The following is a 15,733-nucleotide window of genomic DNA, read 5'->3' as shown; positions in this document are numbered from 1 at the left end:
AGTATAAACTGCACAAAAATAGAAAGGCCAGCCCATTGTAAACTGTACCCTTTGTAAAGGACATTTTAAAAAGCTAGGCAACTTGAAGGAGATGCTGTCTGTACTTTGCAGGCGGCATCTTTTTTAGGTTCCACTGTCCACGATAATGATTGTAATAGAGCATATAACTTCTCACTTCATGTTTCACATCGTCTAATGTCTCACAGTTCTTTAAATCCATTTCATCTTTTAAATGACCAAAGAAAGATTCTTGTGGTGCATTATCCCAACAGTTCCCCCGGCGTGACATAGACTGTCCTAATCTCATTTCCTTTACAAGCTTTTGAAACTGGGGATTCGTATAGTGGAATCCTTGGTCTGAATGAATAAATGCATCTTTTACGAAATGCGTATGATTGCGTTTTAGATTGTGCAGTGTATTTAAAGCAATATCTAGGGTGATCTTATCAGAAACTTCATAGGCTAAAATCTCATTCGTTTCGGCATCTTTTATCGTCGACAAATAAGCACGTTTACCGCTAGCGTAAGATAGATAAGTAATGTCCGTTAATAACACCTTACCTGCGACACCTTGTTTAAACTGACGCTGTAGGAGGTTTGGACATGTACGGTGTTCGTGCGTTGCTTTCGCCATCCGTCGATAAGGATTGGCTTTTCGGATTGGACAAAATATATTGAATTTCTTCATGATGCGCCGAATTCGTTTTATGTTGTAGATGATATGATATTGGTTCTCTAATGTCATTTTAATTTGACGAGCGCCTTTTTTTCTTCGACGGAAATGATAGGCTTTTAAAATAATGTCTCTAACTATTTCATCTGCTGCATTACGTGCTTTACGCTTTCGAACTGATTTTTCGTGGAAATAATTATAGTAGCCAGAACGGGATACACCAATAATTTTGCACAAATAGCGCACTTGGCGCTTTAACTGATATTTTTCAATCGTTTGACGAATTAATTCAAACTTCTGTTTAGTTACGAGTTTAATTTCTTCTTCAACATCTGCCTTTCGAGTAGATCGAGCTTTTTTAACAGTTCATTCTCCGCCTGTAGTAATCGGTTTTGTGCTTCTAGTCGTGAAACCTTTTCTTCCAGACTTAATTCTCGCTTTAAGGGGCGACCAGAGTTTAATTTTCTTGTATCTTGTAGGCCTTCAACTCCATGTTCACGATAAGCTGCACGCCAACGCTTTCCTGCTGATTCAACACGTTTTAAGCCGATTAACTCAATGTCTAAACCTGCTTCTTCAAAAATAGTCCTGGGTAGCTTTCCCTTCTCATTTTCAGCAATAAATAGCTGTTTAAACTCATCTGTATATGTGATGGCTTTATTGCTAATGGCTTGAACATAAGGATTACACTTTAGTTGAGTTTGTTCTTTTTCCGTAAATAATCGTTTAGTCAATATAATTCACTCCGACACATTTTTTCTTATTATAAACAAAAGTACCCCACAGGGTAGACTTTTTTCAAAGTGTCTACTCTGTAGGGTACAGTTTATTGCGGACTGGCCCTTCTTTTATAATTAATCTAAACCTTCATACCCAATCCTGAAAATCAAGCGTGAGATTTGCCTCCGTTGCTGTCGCCGCCGGTTGCTTTCACAGAATCAGAATCTACATTAAGCAATTTATTATCACTTTTGTTTGTAGGATTGTTTTCGATATGAATTCTGATGCGTATTTTGCTGATAAGTTGATACAATTCTTCTACTTTGTTTTCAAGTTTGCGTATTTTTCTGCGATATTTTCTATCGCTGTCAGACATTGGATGCCCCCCCTTCGCTGCCGCTGCTTTCCAAGTGTAAGTTTAATCTACGCAAGGGCTTGGCGCTGGTGGATAACCCTGCGGGTTGCTATCGCCACCCTTAGCTTTGATATAATCCGGATCAAAGTTGACCACTTTGTTACGGATGATATTTTTTGGGTTGTTTTTGATACGGGTTCTGACGCGAGCATTGGATGATCGTTTAGATTTTGAACTGACTTTGTTTTCGCTCATTTCATTTTCCTCCCTTTTTTGAGTTGCTGTATTGTATGAATCTTTTTAAGGCCTTGTATACACTAATTCATTGATTAAATTGTACAAACTTCTCCAAGTCTACTGGATTTAAGTGATGTCTACTAAAAAAGAAAGGTCAATCGGTTAAACCGGCTGACCTTTTACCGCCTCTCAGCCGCCGTTACGCTTTTGGATACCAAGGGCCCCCATTGCCGCCATTAGCATCGCCGCCGGTAGCTTTCACGTAGTCTGGGTCAATGTTGACTACTTTGTTGCGGATAACGTTCTTTGGATTGTTTTCGATACGAGTTCTTATAGATGTCTTGTCTGAACTCTTGGATTTGTGTTTACCCATCTTGTTTCCTCCTTTGTTTGAGATAATGTAATATACGAAGTTTTCTATCATCTTGCGTATGCTATTACACTGAATCAATAGCACAAATATTCATTCCGTAAAAAAATGAAAATAATAGACAGTGGTTCAATAGTTCATACGCCGTGCCGCATACCAAAATTAGAAATATGATGTTGTAGTATTAACCAGAGGAGGGATGGTAGCTAGATTATGAATAAATTCACTTCAATCTCAGTTGAAGGCATGAATTGGATTATTGATCATCTCAGGAATGGCCGCTCATCTGATTCATTGATTCATGCCATGGTGAAAGACAATTTTGACCAAGCAGCAGCAAGTCAAATCGTGTCCAGGCTTGCCGGGATCATGAAAGCCAATACGGAAATAGGGAGCCTCAGAGATGATTTCATATATGAAACTCCCCGTTTCCCGCAGCGGGGGCCAACAATCCATACCAGTGACAGGGATATACATGTGACTGTTCGTATTAACAAACCGGTCATAGCAGTTCTTGATCAATTATTGAGTAATGAGGAGTGCGACGAGTTAGTAGAGATTGCAAAAAAGAGAGTAACCCGGTCAACCGTTGTTGATCCCGACACGGGTAAAGCAACAATAGATAAAGCCCGCACGAGTTACAGCACGTCTCTCAAAAATAACGAAAGTGAGTTCATCCGCACGTTAAACCAGAGGATTACAGAAGTCATGCGTTATCCTATTGAACATGGTGAAGACCTTCACATCATAAACTATCAAGCAGGTGCAGAGTACAAACCTCATTTTGATTATTTTCCGAAAATAAATGCTGGAAGTGAGCTCCACCTTGGAAAGGGCGGCCAGCGGGTGAGCACTTTGATTATGTATCTCAATGATGTAGAATCCGGCGGAGAAACCATTTTTCCGAAATTGGGGTTATCCATCCTGCCTAAAAAAGGATCAGCTGTTTATTTTGAGTACTGTAACAGCCTGGAGCAAGTCGATTCAATGACATTGCACGGTGGTGCTCCGGTGGTCCTTGGGGAAAAGTGGATTGCGACAAAATGGATGAGACAATCGAGGAGATATTAATATTTATATAAGCTGCTCAAGGAAAAGGCAGGCATCCAAGTCAGAGGATGGCCTGCTTTTCTTATTTTGAAAATTAATGTCTAATTTGACCGCGAATAACTCCGCGTCTTACGGTTATGCCGAATTTGGAAGGTCCGAACAAGAAGGCGACGATAGGACCATTTTGTCCGACTCTTCCTAAGTGGATATGGGCTTGAGTAACCTGGGAAATATTGTCCCTAGTAATAATGCTCTAAAATTTCTGATAAGTCTTCGCTCCCTTGCTTTAGAATACTGCAGTTTATTCGAAAAGAAGAAAATGGTTAAGGTACGAACGCCGTTACAGAAAAACAACCCATACATAAAATGATGGGAGAAGTTTCTTGAAAATAAATCCTGACAGGTGAGAAACATGCCGAAACGAATTCCTGTGCCCCCCCAAAAAAGATTAAAGATAAGGCCGTTTCCATTCGTGATCAGAAATGCGGAGAATCCTAAGGTGTCAGTTATTATTCCTGCTATGAATGAAAGAAAGACGATTGCCTCCGTGATCAAGCAAGCTTTTCAAGTGCATCCGGAGACGGAGGTCATTGTCATAGCCAACGGTTCAACAGACGGAACGGCGGAAATCGCACAGAAAATCGGTGCGAGAGTCATTCGCTTTCCTAAGGCTCTTGGACAGGATACAGGCCGAAGTATTGGAGCAGCAGAGGCGAAAGGTGATATCCTGCTGTTTACTGATGCTGATATTGTTATAAAGACGAAGGATTATGCGGCTTTAACGAAAGCGGTGGAACATGGCGTGGATGTGGCTCTAAATAAATATTTGGGACCTACGGGCAAGACGCATGTTCATAACGTTGTTCTTGCCAAACATGTGTTAAATATATTGGTCTCGAACCCCGATTTGAAAGGAGCTTCCTTAACTTCCATACCGCATGCGATGAGCCGGCATGCACGAGACCTGATTGGTACAGACAATTTAGCCGTCCCTCCGAAAGCTCAGGCTATAGCTATTTATAAGGGACTGCATGTACGCAGTGTTCATGAGATCGATGTAGGGAGAAGTAACCGGAAAAGAGGAAGAAGCAGAAGAAATGATCCGGTCGAGGCGCTGATCGTAGGCGATCATTTGGAGGCGCTTGATTGGTTTATTTCTCAGTCTGGCGAACGAGGCGGCAGGTCAGATCATACACGTAACAGAGAGAGTATGTGGTGATTGTAATGATGCATAAAAGACGACGAAGACGAACAATAAGGCGTTCTCCGTTCTCTTATAAAGGAAGATCTAGAACGCCCGGAAAATCAAAGTCAGAATTGGCCTACTGGAAGGAACGGGCTTATGTTGCGGGAAATGAGGCGGCTGCTGCGGCAGAGAATTTCCGTAGGGTTTCGGAAAACCCATATCACTCTGAAGCATCGATGAGGGGCCTGTATCGGCAAGTCAATGCGAGCTGGAGTCGCTGGTACCATTCCATAAAACCACTGTCTTGGCCGGTTTACTATGCCTCTGCTGCTAAATTTTCAGAAGGATACCGAAATCATTCAAAGGTATATTTTGACCATCGTATATGGCTGCCGACAGATAAAACCGTAGCCGCCATTGTTACAGTGATGAATGAAAAAGATACGATTCTTCAAGTCATGGAACAACTGAACCGGATGCCGCTGCACGAAATTATTTGTGTGGTGAACGGATCGATAGACGAGAGCTTTGAGATGATTCGAAATCAATCGGATGCCATTATCGTTCATTATTCGCAGGCGCTGGGGCACGATGTTGGAAGAGCGGTTGGAGCAAAATTGGCCGATTCAGACATCTTACTATTTCTAGACGGTGACTTTCCGGTAATGTCGGAACATCTGCTTCCTTTCATTGAAGCTGTTGAAAGAGGAATGGATATAGCATTAAACAACATTTCTCCATACATCGGGATATTCGCAAATCGAGATTACGTGACTATGGTAAAAGAATTTGTAAACCGGTCCATGTTACGAGCCGATCTCGAAGCGAATTCGCTTACAGCGGTTCCCCATGCCATGAGGAAAGAAGCAGCACGTCTCATCGGCTACGGCAACCTGGCTGTGCCTCCTAAAGCACAGGTCATTGCCATCGAACAAGGGATGTCCATATGCGCTCCCGCCAGTGTGGATGTCATATCCAAAAATCGGATCAGATCAAGAAATGTTGGTCCGCGTAACGCGGTCTCCGACATGATTATCGGTGATCACATCGAAGCATTAAAAACGGCAATGGATAGAAGAAGCTCAAGACTATCGTTTCCGGATCAGATTAGAAACCGCCAAATCATCAAGTTGTGAAGGTGGAAACATGAAAAAAACGAGCATTATTATTCCGACCTATAACGGCAAGGACCTGCTTAAGGATTGTATTTATTCTATTAAAAGATATACAGAAGAGCCGTATGAAATCATCGTTGTCGACAACGGATCAACCGACGGAACCGTTGATTTTTGCCGTCAGGAGGGGGTTACTTTTATTTCCCTGGCAAGTAATGCCGGCTTTCCGGCAGCTTGTAATAAAGGGCTGAAGATTGCAGCCGGAGACACGCTCCTTCTCTTAAATAACGATGTGATCGTATCACAAAATTGGCTCGGCAATATGCTGAGATGTCTGAACAGCCGTAAAGATATTGGCATTGTCGGGCCAATGACGAATTTTGCAAGCGGAAAGCAGCAGATGGATATGCCATATACCAATATAGAGGAAATGGCAAAGGAACTAAATGAACCCGACGATCGAAAGTGGAGGCAGGCGGATCGCATTGTCGGTCTATGCTTCTTGTTTAAACGAGAACTGCTAGAACAGATCGGACTGCTGGATGAACGGTTTTCTCCCGGCCATTTTGAAGACGATGATTATTGCTATCGGGCGAGGCTGTCTGGATACACGTTTAGAATAGCGGGAGATGTATTTGTCTTTCATCATGGAAGTGCCAGTTTTGGTAAACAAGATACTAGACAGATCGAAGAGCTGATTAAACGAAATCGACAGCAATTTATAGATAAATGGGGAGTCGATCCGGCAATGTACATCTAGGTTAATTTTATAGCAGAAAGGAAGGGTTATATGAAGGGCGTCATACTGGCAGGAGGAACAGGCACCCGTCTTTACCCGTTAACGAAAATTATAAATAAACATCTGCTGCCTGTGGGTAATGCTCCGATGATCTGTCACGGGATAGAAAAACTCCGCATCGCGGGCATAAAGGAGATTGTGTTAGTCATCAGCAAGCAATCGGCAGGATTATACACCGAATTGCTCGGCGGCGGGAAGGAATGGGGAGTACGTCTTACTTATAAAGTACAGGAGGAGGCCGGAGGGATTGCTCAAGCCTTGTCATTGGTTGAGTCTGTCCTGGAACCGAAAGAAAAGTTTGTAGTGCTGCTGGGTGATAATCTGTTCGAGAATTCTCTAGCTCCTTATGTTAAGGCTTTCCAGGAGCAGGAAGCAGGTGCTCGGGTACTTTTGAAAGAGGTTAAGGATCCAAGGAGATATGGGGTTCCCATACTGGAAAACAATAAGATTGTGAGTATTGAAGAAAAACCTGATCAGCCTAAATCAAATTACTGTGTCACCGGGATTTATATGTACGATACTTCTGTGTTTGGTAAGATTCGAGAAGTAAAACCGTCCGATCGTGGTGAGCTTGAAATCACGGATGTAAACAATGAGTATGCTTCCGAGGGACAACTCATCTATGACGTATTGGATGGATGGTGGACGGATGCGGGAACTTTCGAGTCCTTATATCAAGCAAGTGAGCGGTTTATGAAATGAAGCCGTATGAAGAAGGATTTAGAGATGGCTTTGAGCAGGGGCGCACCGAGGGGTTCCGGATCGGATTCTCCGATGTTGCTTTACGCAAGCTGCCGCAGGATAAAGCGCCTGTTAGAAATCTCCATGTGTTATATGTGACGGCAGGTATTGGTGTTCCTTATCCGGCATTGGATCAAGCGATTATTGACGCTTTAAAAGATATCGTCCGCAAGCTTACGGTTGCCAATCCTTCGGAAGATGTAGTCGCGTTAGCTAAAAAAGCTCAACCAGACCTTGTTCTCGTTCTGAATGGAGTTGTTGTGGAAGCTGATACGGTTAGGAAACTCAGACAAAGCAGATTTCTTACTGCAGTCTGGTTTACCGATGATCCGTACTATACGGATTGGACAGTATCCATTGCCCCCCGGTACGACTATATTTTTACACTCGAGTCCAGCTGTCTTTCATTTTACAAAAAATTAGGGTGTGAGCATGTTTACCATCTTCCGTTTGCGTCGAATCCCGCTGTATTTCGCCCGAAATACGTACCCGGTCCCTATCGATCTGATATTTGTTTTATTGGGACAGCGTATTGGAATCGGGTGGATCTGATAGATCGTCTGGCTCCGTATTTAAAAGATAAAAAAGTAGTGATTTCAGGATGGTGGTGGGACCGTCTCCAGAGCTATTCTCTCCTTTCCGATAAAATCAGGCTTGGCGATTGGCTCACACCAGAAGAAACAGCCAGCTATTATAACGGAGCAAAAATAGTAATTAATCTTCATCGCGACGCAGAGGACGATACAATCAATGCGAACGGCCCCAAAATTCCGGCTTTCTCCGTTAATCCGCGAACCTTTGAAATAGCGGGCTGTGCCACACTTCAATTGACAGATGTTCGACCCGATCTGGACCAGGTCTATTCCACGCGTTCTGAAATCGAAACCTATAGTACGCCTGAAGAGTTAATCGAAAAGATGGAATATTATTTGCAGCATGAAGAAGAACGGATGAAAATGGCTTTTAACAGCTTGCTGAAAACGAGAACTAATCACACCTATCATAAAAGATTAAGCTCAATGCTGGACATGATTTTCCCTTCACAGACCCATGAAAATGGATAAGTATCCCCGTTTCTTAATTAGTAGCCAAGAATATATTGAGTGTAAGTTGGGGTGATCACCATACGACAGCGCTTAAGGAAACTAAAATTAAGGCGAAAGAAGAAACACTTTTTTAAGAAAAAAGTGGCCAAATCCAAAAAAGTAGACTCAAGGGACTTAAATGGCTTGCCGGAGAGTAGTTGTGAACAAAAGCTGCTGAAACAGGCTTCCGCGTCATATAACCAAGGTTATGATGCCGGGTATGACGAAGCATGGATGAAAGCGATGCAGACCATACCGATCATCGAGCAGCCGCTTCCTGAAATGAATCGGGCTCATAGAGCGGAAGAGGAATACAAAAGAGGAGTGTATGACGGAGGAGACAGGATTGTAGACTCGATTCTTTCAGAACTGGATATCCTCCCCGGAATCTCCATACAACAGATTATTGAAGCTGGGATTAATCAGATGAAACCATACTATTTTAGACTCCTTGGGGCTCCGGAAGTCGCCGGAAGACTTATAAATGCTTTGGAAGCTCGTTCTCCACTATCCGTTGTTCGTTTGGGGGACGGGGAATTGCTTACCCTGGCGCAGAAGGTCGTGATGAATGAGGAATTGGTACGCAAGGAAGGGCATTTTTTAAGTTACTCCGGTGTGGATCTGCCGGATCTAGAGGCCAGAGATATGCTTATAGCTTCAATCAAAGAGGCAGATATTGTGGGCGTACCCAAATTACGGTTAGCCAATTTTCAGCCGCTGGCCTTTTCTGTAATGAAAGCTCATGGAATTCCGTATCGCGATCTCCAATTGACTTTATCAACGATTAATTATGCGCTGTATCTCGAAGGCTACCTAAAGAAGATATTAGCCAGCTACCGCGTTCTTATTGTGGGGAACTCAGCCCCGGAGTTTTCAAAAATATTGGTAAACGGCGGCATTCATGTTACTGGAGTTGTTAGCCCGGTAGAAGGCATGCGTGATATTTCCAGAGTAATGGATGAGATCTCGGCAGCCGGTGACTTTGATATCGCTCTAGTAAGTGCCGGCATACCGGCTGTCGTGATTGTCCAGCGCATTGCCACCGTGCTGGGGAAGGTAGCCATTGATTTTGGCCATCTGGCAGATTCCTTTGTTTCAGGAGATGCCAAATTATGAGTGATCACCTGAACCAGAAAGGTTACAACGATGGCTATCATAAGGGATTCAGTCAAGGTTATGCCGAAGGGTACAGCCGCGGAAGAGCGGAAGGAATCAATAGGTATCCGGCTTTATTTGAAGGTACAAGTATCATCATTCCGACATACAACCAGCTGGGCTATCTGAAAGAGTGCATCGAGAGCGTATTACGATATACAAACAAGCCGTACGAGCTGATCATTATTGATAATGCGTCTGCGGACGGGACTGCAGAGTACCTTATATCTTTGCAAGGCATCCGCTTCCGGATCAATCAAGAAAATTTGGGATTTGCGGGAGCTGTCAACCAAGGGCTTATGATGTCCAGGGGAACAACCATGCTGATCTTGAATAATGACGCTGTAGTAACCGTTAACTGGCTCTCCAACTTGCTGGCCTGTTTGCACAGCGATTCAACAATCGGCATCGTCGGACCCGTAACAAATTATATCAGCGGGGAGCAGCTCATCGAGACTTGTTACACCAATATCCATGAAATGCACCAATTTGCTCAGTTATATAATCAATCTGATGCCCGGCGGTGGTCCGTTACAAACCGTTTAACAGGGTTTTGCATGCTGCTTCGGCGCGAGGATTTTATCCGGTTAGGGTATTTTGATGAGGGCTTTGAAGTAGGAAATTGTGAGGATGATGATTACGGGCTGCGTGCCCGGCTATTGGGGATGCACCTTGTGATCGCAAGGGATACGTTTATCCATCACTATGGAAGTGTCAGTATGAAATCACTAAATGACAAATTCGATGAAGTGTATGCCAATAATCTCAGCTTCTATTCCCAAAAATGGAGTGATCCTCATGGCTTGCTGCATCTTGGTTGGCAGCATAACATGACTCGGAGCCATCTTAAAATGATTGATTTGTATCCAACATGTATTGTTGTGCAGGGAGCAGGATCGAAAAAGTATTGGATCGAGAACGGGAACCGCCATCTGATTGTCGGCGAACATCGTTTCCGAGCTGTTCGGATATCCCAGGTTGATCTTTGCAGCTGGCATCCTGCAGGCGAAATTTCAGCAGAAGAAGTGGATCGCAGAATGAAAGAAGGGTTTTGCTCCTCTGACAATGGCATCATTCCTGAAGGCAGGCTTATTCAAGGAAGTGATGGCAGCTTTTTTCAGTGTAAAGGGAGTACATTACACCGGTTTATAAACAGGCATTCCTTAACGGCGTGGCAGCTTGACTCCTATAAATCATTGTTGGCCGATTCTGCTGAGCTGCGGAAATATGAAGAGGGCACCCCGGTCATTCCGCCGCCGGTAATTAAGGCAAATAACATTTAATAGAGGGTGGTTCTCATGAGAACAACAAAAAACAAACGTAGTGTCCGTCCGAAATCAAGAAGAGCGATGAAAACGAGAAAGCCAATCCGAAAGAGAAGAAGAGTGACTGGAAAAAGAATGAGTAAAGGAATCACAGTTATACCGAAGCATCAGTCTGACAATTACAACGAAGCCTATAACAAGGGATTTGATGAGGCTTACAATGAAGGATTCGATGTTGGTTATGCGGAGGGTGTGGAAGCCGGCCACCAAGAGGCTTATAAAGGAGAAGGATAATATGGTTCTGAGAAAAAAACAGCGGACCCGTATTAAACTGCGCCAAAGAGAACAGCCGACGGTTTCGTTAAGAGGTTATCAAAAAGGACGTATCGATGGTTATCAAAAAGGGAGAGAGGAAGGTTTTCAGCAGGGGCGCACAGCAGTTCAAGTCATTTCTAATAGCGCTGTGGCGGTTTTAGAGCCGGAGCTGCCTAAGTTAGATTTACTAGTGATCACAGCAGGGATCATTCCATCACTTGAAATCGGAGTTATTCAGCCATTTAATGAATTAAATAAGCGCGAGAACTTGCAGTTTGAAGTGAAACTCGAACAAGAGGTTAGTCCCGAGATGATTGCCGCTGCTGGAACTATCGTGTTTGTCCGCAATGTTGAGCCTTCTGCATATGCGCTGTTAGAGTTAGCTCATCAACTGAAAAAGCAATCGGTATATGTCATAGATGATAATTTCCTGGAAATTCAGCCAACAACCCCGGTGGGGCAATACTATTGCGACCCGGTTCGGAGAGAGACGTCTATCAAGTTTTTAAAAAACGCCAAAACTATCAAAGTAGACTCGCCCGAACTCGGCACCTATATCCATGAGCGTTTCAATAAAAATGTTATCTATTTTCCGGGCAGCGTGGATCTGGAGTGGCTGGACCGGCAAAGCCGGTCTGACACGGAAGAGGAACAAATCGTAATAGGATATGCCGGTGGCGAAAAAGTGGAGGATTTTGTTCCTGTCATACCAGCTCTGCGCGAAATTCTTGATTACTACGGGGGTTTTGTAAGGTTGGAATTTTTCGGATATCTCCCTGCAGATTTGGCTAATCATCCAAGTGTTAATTATGTAGGCGGCGGAATGGAATATAAACAATTCTTGAAAAGACTGAACCGGTGTAACTGGGATATAGGGATTGCCCCTCTTGCTGACAATTTATTTAACAGGGGGAAAACCAACAATAAATTCCGAGAATACGGTGCATGCCGGATTCCGGCCATTTACTCTAATTCTCCTGTCTATACGCCATGGGTCACACAGGGGGTATCCGGTTATCTTGTTGAACACAATAAAAAGGCTTGGTATGAAGGAATTAAAGCTATGATCGAGGATCCACCGATGCGGCAGCGCATTAAAGAAAATGCGGAAATGTTGGTGAGGCAGCATTTTTCACTGAGCACGTGTGTTGACAGTTGGAAGAAATATATACTCAAAACTTGAGGCGGTGACAGGGGGATGAGAAGGAAAGGAGATCTCAATGTTCTTATTATTGGATCGGATAGAATCGCTTCCTATAAAATCGGGTTAGAGCAGCCGCTCCGTTTCCTTGAAAAAAGTGGAATTTGCAGCTTTGAGATCAGGCCGGACCATGAGGTGGATAAATCAAAACTGGCAGAAGCAGATATCATCATGTTTTTTCGCACCGTTCAACCGGAGACGTATAAACTTTTTGAAATGGCCCGCGAGATGGGGAAAAAGACGGTTTATGTCATTGATGATCACTTTTTGGCAATAAATCCGGGTTCGGATATGGGCAGATACTATCATGAGTCATCACGAAGAAAGACATATGTGAAGTTTCTTAAAAATGCTCAAATCGTGAAAGTTGCTTCAGCCTTCTTTGCTAGGCACCTGGATACGCATTTTAAACCGAATAAAATTGTTTATTTTCCTGGCAGTGTAGATTTTTCTATCATATCCCGAGTGAAAAAAAACAAAAAACCGGATGACAAAATCGTTATAGGTTATGAAGGTGGAAGAAAGCCGGTTGCCTTTGAACCCGTAATTCATGCGCTGGATAGGATCATGCAAAAGTATGGGGATAACATCCGGATGGAATTTTACGGATATGCTCCAGAGGAACTTAAAGACAGCCCTCAAGTATATGCTGAGCCTCATGATGAAAATTATAAAAAATTTCTGAAACGTCTATACCGCACCAATTGGGATATTGGATTGGCTCCGCTGGAGAGAACACTGCTGCACGACTGCAAGAGTAATAATAAATTCCGAGAATATTCAGCCTGCCGGATTCCTGGCATATATGCTTCGTCCCCGGCTTATGAAGAATGGGTGAAGCACAAAGAAAACGGTCTGATTATTTCTGGGGGAACTGAAGAATGGTATGAAGCTATCGTCCAAATGATCGAGCATCCGGAACTCCGCCAGAAGATTGCGGATCAGGCAGAACAAGATTCATTAAGAAATTTCTCTGTAGATGCATGTGCGGATAAGTGGAAGACGCAAATTCTGCTGGCCGAGTGATTTAGGTTTTTCAATTAACGAAAGGAGAGGTTCTTTTGGAACATAAACTGATCCCCGTTCTTCAACCATGCATCGGTCAAGAAGAAATTGATGCGGTATCAGAAGTACTGCGTTCCGGATGGCTTGGTCTCGGTCCCAAAACCGAGCAGTTTGAACAAGAGTTTGCCCGTTTTGTTGGCAGCCGTTTCGCGGTAGCTCTCAATTCAGGCACGGCGGCGCTCCATTTGGCTGTGGAAATACTAGGAATTGGACCGGGAGACGAGGTTATCGTACCGTCCATTACTTTTATATCCACGGTTCATGCTGTCAGTTATGTTGGTGCAACTCCGGTATTTGCGGATATTGATAAACATACAATGAATATTTCTCCGGCGGATATCGAGCGTAAAATTACGGATAAGACCAAAGCCATTATTGCCGTTCATATGGGAGGACATCCTTGCGATATGGACGCTATTCATGAACTGGCAAAATCAAGGGGGATTAAAGTTATAGAAGATGCGGCGCACGCCTGCGGGGCAGAATACAAAGGAAGCAAAATCGGTTCCGTCAGTGATCTTACTTGCTTCAGCTTTCATGCTGTCAAGAATTTGACCAGCGGGGAAGGGGGAGCGATCACCTGCAATACAGAGTGGATGAACCGTAAACTCCGTGAGAAGCGATGGGTTGGAATTTCACGTGATACGTGGATACGGTCATCCAATGAAAGAGTTTACGCATGGCAATATTTTGTAGAGGGTGTAGGATACAAATACCATATGAGCGACATGCAGGCGGCCATAGGGCTGGTTCAGCTCCGCAAGCTGGATGCCCTGAATGGAAGACGACGGGAAATCGCGCAGTGTTATCTTAGAGAACTCAAAGATTTGGAATGGATTGAGCTTCCGGAGGAACAACCGGAATCCCGAAGCTCATGGCATTTGTTTCAAATTAAATTCAAGGAAGAAAGCTTTAGGGATCGTATGATTGTTCATTTACAAGAACACAATATTGCTACAGGAGTTCATTATTATCCTTGTCATCTTCATCCATGCTACCTTCACTTAAAAGCGGTTGTTCCTCTCTCCTCTGAAATCTGGAAAACGATTCTCACCCTTCCTATCCATCCGAATATAACAGAAGAAGATCAAGAACGGATCATAAACCGTATCAGGGAGTTTAAACCATGAAAAAAATAATGATATTAGGTGCGGGCATCTCCCAATCTCCGTTAATCAAAACGGCTAAAGATATGGGGTTTTACGTCATTGTCTTGAGCCGCAAAGGAAACTATCCTGGCTTCACTTTGGCGGATAAAGTTTATTATGAAGACACAACAGACATGGATAAAGTAGTTGAGATTGCCCGATTGGAAGATATTGACGGGATATGTACAACCGGTACGGATGTGGCAGTAAGGTCTATTGGAAAGGTAGTTGAAGAGTTGGGAGTCAGCGGGCTCAGTTATGAGTCCGCCCAGCTGTCATCAAATAAATGGAAAATGAAGCAGGCTTTCATGGATTTTGGTGTAAGAACAGCCAAATTTGTTAAAGTCACCAATAAAGAAGAGGCGATGAATGCTTTTAAATCCCTGACGCCGCCTCTCATGTTCAAAGCGGTAGACGGCGGAGGAAGTAAGGGAATTGTGAAGGTTACCGATCCGTCTAAAGTGGAATATGCGTACGAAATAGTGAGAAAAGATACAAAACTTGATTTTTTTATCATAGAAGAATTTATAGAAGGAACGGAGTTTGGTGCCCAGAGTTTTGTGTATGATGACAAAATTCAGTTTGTGATGCCGCATGGTGATTTAGTGTTTTATGGAGATACAGGCGTGCCTATTGGTCATTCTGTACCTTACGAATTGCCGGAGCATGTGCAGCAGGATCTTGTTTTTCAGTTAAAACAGAGTGTTCATGCGCTGAAGCTCAATAATTGTGCGATCAATGCAGATTTTATCCTTAAAGATGAAAAGGTGTATGTGCTTGAGATCGGAGCGAGGGCTGGGGCTACATGTTTGCCGGAACTCATATCGATTTTCTATGGTTTTGATTTTTATGAACAGATTATTAGGGCTGCTCTTCATATGAATCCTAAGTTTCCTGCCCAGACACTGCAGCCCTGTGCCTGTGAGCTTTTGATATCCGGTTCGGAGGGAGAAATTACTGGAATTGTGAATGGAAATGCCCCTCATGAAGATATTATACAAATTTCGTTTGATTATAATATCGGAGATAAAATCAATAAATTTCGGGTCGGCACGGACCGGATCGGACAAATTATCGTCAAAGGCACTAATATTAACGAGGCTATGAAACGGTTAGAGGAAGTAAAAAACAATATACACATTCAAATAAAATAATGAAACTGTGGAAGTCTCGATCCGTTAATGTGATCGGGATTTCTTCTGTATCGGAGGATGAATACTCAAATTATCCGGCATAGAGGCCGCTTTTATTCA

Annotated in this window: 17 protein-coding genes; 13 read left to right on the top strand and 4 right to left on the bottom strand. The window is 43.4% G+C overall.

What is annotated here, in order from left to right:
- Positions 1-73: 73 nt before the first annotated feature.
- From BN1234_RS21840 to BN1234_RS22225, 4 genes are all read right to left on the bottom strand, one after another.
- Positions 74-1,407 (bottom strand): IS3 family transposase gene (locus BN1234_RS21840; RefSeq protein ID WP_245640127.1). Its coding sequence is split into 2 segments (ribosomal slippage): positions 74-1,026 and positions 1,026-1,407, totalling 1,335 coding nucleotides; the frame shifts between segments, so codons are not numbered across the junction.
- A gap of 152 nt (positions 1,408-1,559) precedes the next feature.
- The gene (locus BN1234_RS08440; protein WP_054956221.1) at positions 1,560-1,769 is read right to left on the bottom strand and encodes a hypothetical protein; all 210 of its coding nucleotides are present in this window, start codon (positions 1,767-1,769) and stop codon (positions 1,560-1,562) included.
- A 42-nt stretch (positions 1,770-1,811) separates the two neighbouring features.
- Positions 1,812-2,003 carry a hypothetical protein gene (locus BN1234_RS08435; protein WP_054956220.1) on the bottom strand — a complete coding sequence of 64 codons (192 nt, stop codon included), beginning with the start codon at positions 2,001-2,003 and terminating at the stop codon, positions 1,812-1,814.
- 181 nt (positions 2,004-2,184) lie between these two features.
- Positions 2,185-2,358 carry a hypothetical protein gene (locus BN1234_RS22225; RefSeq protein WP_156337176.1) on the bottom strand — a complete coding sequence of 58 codons (174 nt, stop codon included), beginning with the start codon at positions 2,356-2,358 and terminating at the stop codon, positions 2,185-2,187.
- A 210-nt stretch (positions 2,359-2,568) separates the two neighbouring features.
- On the opposite strand from BN1234_RS22225, the gene BN1234_RS08430 reads away from it, so the two are divergent.
- The 13 genes from BN1234_RS08430 to BN1234_RS08370 all read left to right on the top strand — a co-directional run bounded on the left by BN1234_RS08430 (position 2,569) and on the right by BN1234_RS08370 (position 15,634).
- A complete protein-coding gene (locus BN1234_RS08430) occupies positions 2,569-3,426 on the top strand; it encodes a 2OG-Fe(II) oxygenase (protein ID WP_054956219.1) in 858 nt (285 codons plus the stop codon).
- Between the two features lie 478 nt (positions 3,427-3,904).
- Positions 3,905-4,624 carry a glycosyltransferase family 2 protein gene (locus BN1234_RS08425; protein ID WP_245640126.1) on the top strand — a complete coding sequence of 240 codons (720 nt, stop codon included), beginning with the start codon at positions 3,905-3,907 and terminating at the stop codon, positions 4,622-4,624.
- Positions 4,625-4,629: 5 nt separating this feature from the next.
- Entirely contained in the window at positions 4,630-5,727 is a 1,098-nt protein-coding gene (locus BN1234_RS21830; RefSeq protein ID WP_082423144.1) for a glycosyltransferase family 2 protein, read from the top strand.
- Positions 5,728-5,737: 10 nt separating this feature from the next.
- The gene (locus BN1234_RS08415) at positions 5,738-6,466 is read left to right on the top strand and encodes a glycosyltransferase family 2 protein (protein ID WP_054956217.1); all 729 of its coding nucleotides are present in this window, start codon (positions 5,738-5,740) and stop codon (positions 6,464-6,466) included.
- A 30-nt stretch (positions 6,467-6,496) separates the two neighbouring features.
- Positions 6,497-7,207: a sugar phosphate nucleotidyltransferase gene (locus tag BN1234_RS08410; protein ID WP_054956216.1), complete on the top strand. Its 711-nt coding sequence runs from the start codon at positions 6,497-6,499 to the stop codon at positions 7,205-7,207.
- Entirely contained in the window at positions 7,204-8,310 is a 1,107-nt protein-coding gene (locus BN1234_RS08405; RefSeq protein ID WP_054956215.1) for a glycosyltransferase family protein, read from the top strand. The genes BN1234_RS08410 and BN1234_RS08405 overlap by 4 nt, the downstream gene beginning before the upstream one ends.
- A 165-nt stretch (positions 8,311-8,475) precedes the next feature.
- Positions 8,476-9,447 (top strand): GT-D fold domain-containing protein, encoded by a 972-nt coding sequence (locus tag BN1234_RS08400; protein WP_245640125.1) that lies wholly within the window; start codon positions 8,476-8,478, stop codon positions 9,445-9,447.
- Entirely contained in the window at positions 9,444-10,769 is a 1,326-nt protein-coding gene (locus BN1234_RS08395) for a glycosyltransferase family 2 protein (protein WP_054956214.1), read from the top strand. The genes BN1234_RS08400 and BN1234_RS08395 overlap by 4 nt, the downstream gene beginning before the upstream one ends.
- Before the next feature lie 15 nt (positions 10,770-10,784).
- On the top strand, positions 10,785-11,045 hold the full coding sequence (locus BN1234_RS08390) for a FliH/SctL family protein (protein ID WP_054956213.1): 261 nt from the start codon (positions 10,785-10,787) through the stop codon (positions 11,043-11,045).
- A gap of 1 nt (position 11,046) precedes the next feature.
- Entirely contained in the window at positions 11,047-12,249 is a 1,203-nt protein-coding gene (locus BN1234_RS08385) for a glycosyltransferase (protein ID WP_054956212.1), read from the top strand.
- Between the two features lie 15 nt (positions 12,250-12,264).
- Positions 12,265-13,293, top strand: coding sequence for a glycosyltransferase family protein (locus BN1234_RS08380; protein WP_054956211.1), 1,029 nt, complete (start codon positions 12,265-12,267; stop codon positions 13,291-13,293).
- Between the two features lie 35 nt (positions 13,294-13,328).
- Complete coding sequence (locus tag BN1234_RS08375) at positions 13,329-14,462, top strand: DegT/DnrJ/EryC1/StrS family aminotransferase (RefSeq protein WP_054956210.1); 1,134 nt, start codon at positions 13,329-13,331, stop codon at positions 14,460-14,462.
- Entirely contained in the window at positions 14,459-15,634 is a 1,176-nt protein-coding gene (locus BN1234_RS08370) for an ATP-grasp domain-containing protein (protein ID WP_054956209.1), read from the top strand. The genes BN1234_RS08375 and BN1234_RS08370 overlap by 4 nt, the downstream gene beginning before the upstream one ends.
- The last annotated feature ends 99 nt before the right edge of the window (positions 15,635-15,733 follow it).

Source organism: Paenibacillus dakarensis (assembly GCF_001373415.1).
Lineage (GTDB): Bacteria > Bacillota > Bacilli > Paenibacillales > Paenibacillaceae > Paenibacillus_AQ > Paenibacillus_AQ dakarensis.
This window is presented reverse-complemented; position numbering and strand designations above follow the sequence as displayed.

What these genes read in the sequence shown, in the direction of transcription:
- BN1234_RS08440 (WP_054956221.1), bottom strand. Translation starts at nt 1,769, where the DNA reads ATGTCTGACAGCGATAGAAAATATCGCAGAAAAATACGCAAACTTGAA.
- BN1234_RS08435 (WP_054956220.1), bottom strand. Translation starts at nt 2,003, where the DNA reads ATGAGCGAAAACAAAGTCAGTTCAAAATCTAAACGATCATCCAATGCT.
- BN1234_RS22225 (WP_156337176.1), bottom strand. Translation starts at nt 2,358, where the DNA reads ATGGGTAAACACAAATCCAAGAGTTCAGACAAGACATCTATAAGAACT.
- BN1234_RS08430 (WP_054956219.1), top strand. Translation starts at nt 2,569, where the DNA reads ATGAATAAATTCACTTCAATCTCAGTTGAAGGCATGAATTGGATTATT.
- BN1234_RS21830 (WP_082423144.1), top strand. Translation starts at nt 4,630, where the DNA reads ATGATGCATAAAAGACGACGAAGACGAACAATAAGGCGTTCTCCGTTC.
- BN1234_RS08415 (WP_054956217.1), top strand. Translation starts at nt 5,738, where the DNA reads ATGAAAAAAACGAGCATTATTATTCCGACCTATAACGGCAAGGACCTG.
- BN1234_RS08410 (WP_054956216.1), top strand. Translation starts at nt 6,497, where the DNA reads ATGAAGGGCGTCATACTGGCAGGAGGAACAGGCACCCGTCTTTACCCG.
- BN1234_RS08405 (WP_054956215.1), top strand. Translation starts at nt 7,204, where the DNA reads ATGAAGCCGTATGAAGAAGGATTTAGAGATGGCTTTGAGCAGGGGCGC.
- BN1234_RS08395 (WP_054956214.1), top strand. Translation starts at nt 9,444, where the DNA reads ATGAGTGATCACCTGAACCAGAAAGGTTACAACGATGGCTATCATAAG.
- BN1234_RS08390 (WP_054956213.1), top strand. Translation starts at nt 10,785, where the DNA reads ATGAGAACAACAAAAAACAAACGTAGTGTCCGTCCGAAATCAAGAAGA.
- BN1234_RS08385 (WP_054956212.1), top strand. Translation starts at nt 11,047, where the DNA reads ATGGTTCTGAGAAAAAAACAGCGGACCCGTATTAAACTGCGCCAAAGA.
- BN1234_RS08380 (WP_054956211.1), top strand. Translation starts at nt 12,265, where the DNA reads ATGAGAAGGAAAGGAGATCTCAATGTTCTTATTATTGGATCGGATAGA.
- BN1234_RS08370 (WP_054956209.1), top strand. Translation starts at nt 14,459, where the DNA reads ATGAAAAAAATAATGATATTAGGTGCGGGCATCTCCCAATCTCCGTTA.